4 protein-coding genes are annotated in these 4,240 nt (G+C 67.9%); 3 read left to right on the plus strand and 1 reads right to left on the minus strand.

The features are described from left to right. Window positions 1–516 (plus strand): low specificity L-threonine aldolase (locus BIS11_RS11915; RefSeq protein WP_253586100.1); only part of this gene is annotated, 516 nt, incomplete at its 5' end. A 5-nt stretch (window positions 517–521) separates the two neighbouring features. Here BIS11_RS11915 and fhuB read toward each other — a convergent pair. Continuing rightward, window positions 522–2,522: a Fe(3+)-hydroxamate ABC transporter permease FhuB gene (gene fhuB / locus BIS11_RS11920; protein WP_253586101.1), complete on the minus strand. Its 2,001-nt coding sequence runs from the start codon at window positions 2,520–2,522 to the stop codon at window positions 522–524. Window positions 2,523–2,742: 220 nt separating this feature from the next. Here fhuB and BIS11_RS11925 point away from each other — a divergent pair, with 220 nt between their 5' ends. Beyond that, window positions 2,743–3,510 carry an ATP-binding cassette domain-containing protein gene (locus BIS11_RS11925; RefSeq protein ID WP_253426727.1) on the plus strand — a complete coding sequence of 256 codons (768 nt, stop codon included), beginning with the start codon at window positions 2,743–2,745 and terminating at the stop codon, window positions 3,508–3,510. Further along, window positions 3,507–4,240: ABC transporter substrate-binding protein (locus BIS11_RS11930; RefSeq protein WP_253586102.1), on the plus strand; the 734-nt coding region annotated here is incomplete at its 3' end. The genes BIS11_RS11925 and BIS11_RS11930, both read left to right, overlap by 4 nt.

Raw genomic sequence — 4,240 nt, forward strand, 5'->3', positions numbered from 1 at the left:
CACCTCGACGGCGCGCGGCTGTTCAACGCCATGGTCGCCACCGGCACGACGCTCGAGGCGATGTGCCAGCCGTTCGACAGCGTGTCGCTGTGCTTTTCCAAGGGACTCGGCGCGCCGATCGGATCGGCCTTGGTGGGCTCGCACGCGTTCATCGACAAGGCGCGGCGCTGGCGCAAGGTGGTCGGCGGCGGGATGCGCCAGGCCGGCATCATCGCCGCGGCCTGCCAATACGCCCTGGAGCATCACGTGGCGGATCTGGAAAAGGATCACCGCCGCGCGGCCCGCCTGGGCGAAGGGCTTTCCGCCCTGCCCGGCATCACCGTCACGTCGCAGGCGACCAACATGGTGTTCGCCGAGGTCGAGCACGCCCACGTCGCGCCGCTCGCCGCCTGGCTCAAGGAGCACGACATCCTGCTCGACCTGGTCTACGCCACGCGCTTCGTGGTCCACCGCGATATCGATGACGCGGACATCGAGCGCGTGATCGAGGTGATGCAGGCGTACTTCAAGCGCTGATCCCCCTACAGGCGGCGCAGACCCCACATGAAGTAGGCGCCGCCGATCAACGAGGCCACCAGCCCCGCGGGTATCTCGTAAGGGAAGATCACCTGTCGGCCCACCCAGTCCGCCAGCACCATCAACAGCATGCCGATCAGCGCGGCGCCGACGAGATGGTGGCGGGCGCGGGAAAACCCGGCCAGGCGCGCCATGTGCGGCGCCAGCAGGCCGATGAACGAAAGCGGCCCCACCACCAGCGTCGCGCAAGCGGTGAGCAGCGCCACCAGCAGGAGCAGCGCCAGCCGGGCCTGGTTCAGGGTCACCCCCAGCGCCTTCGCCGTGGGCGCGCCCAGCGGCAGGATATCGAGCCAGCGCGTGAAAGGCAGGATCAAGAGCGTCAAGAGCGCCGCGATCGCCCCGATCCACACAGCACTGGTCACGTCCACGTAGTAGGTGGAGCCGGCAAGCCAGGCGATCACCTGCTGGCCGCGCGGGTCGCCGCCGGCCAGCATCACGTTTCTCACCGCATCGAACAGCGCCGTGATCGCCACCCCGGTCAGCAGCAGCCGCTCCGGCACGAACCCGCTCTTGCGATTGATGCCGACCAGCACGATCAGCGTGACCAGCGCCCCCAGGGTGCCCACCGCCACCAGCAGGGGTTGAGTGGGCGCAGGCAGCAGATAGATGCCCAGAATCAAGGCGATGGCGCAGCCGCCACTGACGCCCAGCACTTCGGGGCTCGCCATGGGGTTGGCGGAAAGCCGCTGCAAGAGGGTGCCGGCCATGGCCAGCATGATGCCGCTGGCGGCGGCGGCGAGCACCCGGGGCAGGCGCCACTCGACCACGTCCCACTGGGTAGGCGCCAGCCAGTACCAGCCATCCACCCCTTGCCCCAGCAGCAGCCCCAGAAGCGCAAAGACCGCAAGCCCCAGCGAGAGTCTCACCGCCAAGCGCCCAGGTGCTGGATGACGCGTCGCGAACACGCTGGCGCCCTTGGGGGGCTGGCCGCTTGAAAGGCGCAGGCGCGGAATGAGCCACAGCAGCAAGGGCGCGCCCAGCGCCCCGGTGATCGCGCCGGTGGGAATGAAGGCCGCCGTCGCCCCGGAGAAGAATTGCAGTAGCTGGTCCGTGGTCGCCAGCAGCATGGCCCCCAGGAGTGTGGACCAGACCAGCCGCGCGCCGAGTCGGCGAGCGCCGGCCATGCGCACGATATTGGGGGCGGCCAGACCAATGAACCCGATGATGCCCACCACGCTCACGATGCTGCCGGTCAGGAAGACCGCCAGCCCCATGCCCGCAAAGCGCAGCCCCGACAGCGAGACCCCGAGGCTCTTGGCACTGGCATCGTCGAGCTCGAGAACCGCCAGCGGACGCAGCAGCAACCAGGCGAGCACCGCACCGATGACGAGCCTGGGCGCGAGCATCGCAGCGCCGTCCCAGCCGTTCTGGGCAAGCGATCCCGCCCCCCAGATCAAGAGCCCCGCCAGGGTTTCGTGATTGAACAGCAAAAGCGCCGTGGCGAGCGCGCCGAGATACAGGTTGACCACCAATCCCGCCAGCACGACGACGATGGGCGCAAGACCCCGCCGCCAGGAGAGCAGAAACACCAGTCCCACCGCCAGGGCCCCGCCGGCCAGGGCGATCCACTCCCGCCCGATGACCAGCAGCCCCGGCGTCAGCACGGTGGCCACCATCAGCGCCAGGTTCGCCCCGGAGGCGACGCCAAGGGTGGTGGGCGAGGCGAGCGGATTACGCAGTACCTGCTGCATCAAGACCCCGGCCAGCCCCAGTCCAGCGCCGGCCAGCAGCGCCACCACCAGTCGTGGCCACCAGGCGAAATAGAGCAGCAGTTCCTGGGGGTCGGCGAAGGTCGGGGTGACCAGCACGCTGACGGCATCCATCACGCCGCCCTGGGCCTGCAGGCCGAGTATCACCAGTACTGCCAGCGGCAGGCTGAGCAGTAGACACGTTTTTGCAGGGGAGACGCCCCCTCTTTTCTGAGCCCACGGCGCATTGCCCGGCATAGTCACTACCTTACTGTCTCGACCCGTCCGAAGCTCGTGCGGCACGGCGCGGGCGGGTCACGAAATTGGCCGAGTGGCGGCGAAGCATTTTAAATGATAACCATTAGCACTACAATTAAGCCGGGCTCACCGCTACACGCGATCGGCGCCGGCTGTCAAATGATAACCATTCACGATACAATTCCGGCGTCGTACGCCCTCGGGTCACCAGGAGTTCCCCATGTTCGAGGTTAAAGGCGCCACGTTCGCCATCGATGGCAAGCCCCTTCTCCAGCCTATCGAGCACACCTTTCACCAAGGCAAGGTCTACGGGCTGATCGGCCATAATGGTTCCGGCAAGTCGACCCTGATCAAGCTGCTCGCTCAGCAGCAGCCGATCAGTCAGGGGAACATCCACTTTGACCACCGGCCCCTGGACGCCTGGGGCAATCGCGAATTCGCGCGCCAGGTGGCCTACCTGCCCCAGCACCTGCCCAGCGCGGAAAACCTCACCGGACGCGAACTGGTCGCCTTCGGCCGCTACCCCTGGCACGGGCTTCTGGGTCGGCATACGGCAAAGGACAAGCAGGCGATCGAGCGGGCCATCGCGCTGACCCACACCGAGGCGTTCGCCGACCGGTTGGTCGACACCCTCTCCGGGGGCGAGCGCCAGCGGGTGTGGCTGGCGATGCTCCTGGCCCAGGGCAGCCGCTTTCTGCTGCTCGACGAGCCCCTGGCCGCGCTGGACATCGCCCATCAAATGGAGGTGCTCGCGCTCATTCGCAAGCTCTGCGACGAGCTCGACCTGGGCGTGATCATCGTGCTGCACGACATCAACATGGCCTCACGCTACTGCGACGAGCTGATGGCGCTGCACAGCGGTCGCCTGCTCGCCCATGGGGCGCCCCGGGAAATGATGCGCGATACCACCCTGGAGGCGATCTACGGCCTGCCCATGCAAGTCATGACTCACCCCAACGGCCAACACGCCATCGCCGTCGCCCAATGAGCCGCGTGCGCACCCTTCGGTGGGCGCTGGCGTGGCTTGCCGCTCTCGCCCCGCTTCATGCAACGGCAAACGATCTCGTGACCCTGGACTGGACCGTCGCCGAAACCCTGACCGCCCTTGGCACGCCGCCCGTGGGGCTGGCGGAACTTCCCCAGTACCAGCGCTGGAGCGGCGCCGAGGCGGTTCCCGCCATCACCCGGGACATCGGCCTTCGCGCCCAGCCCAATCGCGAGCTGATCGCCCAGCAGTCCCCAAACCATATCCTGCTATCGCCGCTCTTCATGCGCCTGGGCGATTCGCTCGGGGCCATCGCGCCGGTCACGGGGGTTGCGACCTACGAGCCCGGGGGCTCGCTTTGGCAGCGCCTGGCCCGAACCACGCACACCCTGGCCGACCTCGGCGGCGACGAGAACGCGGCGAGCGCGCTGATCGAGAACGTAGAAGCTTCACTGGCACGCCACAGGGCCGCGCTGGGTGAGCAGCCGCCCTTGATCGTGCTGCAGTTCATCGATGCCCGCCACCTGCGCGTCTTCGGCGAGCAGAGCCTGTTCGCGGCGGTGATGGAGCGCATGGGGCTGGTCAACGTTTGGCGCGAGCCGACCAACCAGTGGGGATTTTCGACGGTGGCGCTGGAGGAGCTGTTGCGCCACCCGGAGGCGACCCTGGTGGTGGTCGAGCCGCTGCCCGCCGGCCTGCAGGCGGGCTTCGCCGACAATGCGCTGTGGCAGCA

This window comes from Halomonas sp. 707D4, from assembly GCF_024158685.1.
Lineage (GTDB): Bacteria > Pseudomonadota > Gammaproteobacteria > Pseudomonadales > Halomonadaceae > Vreelandella.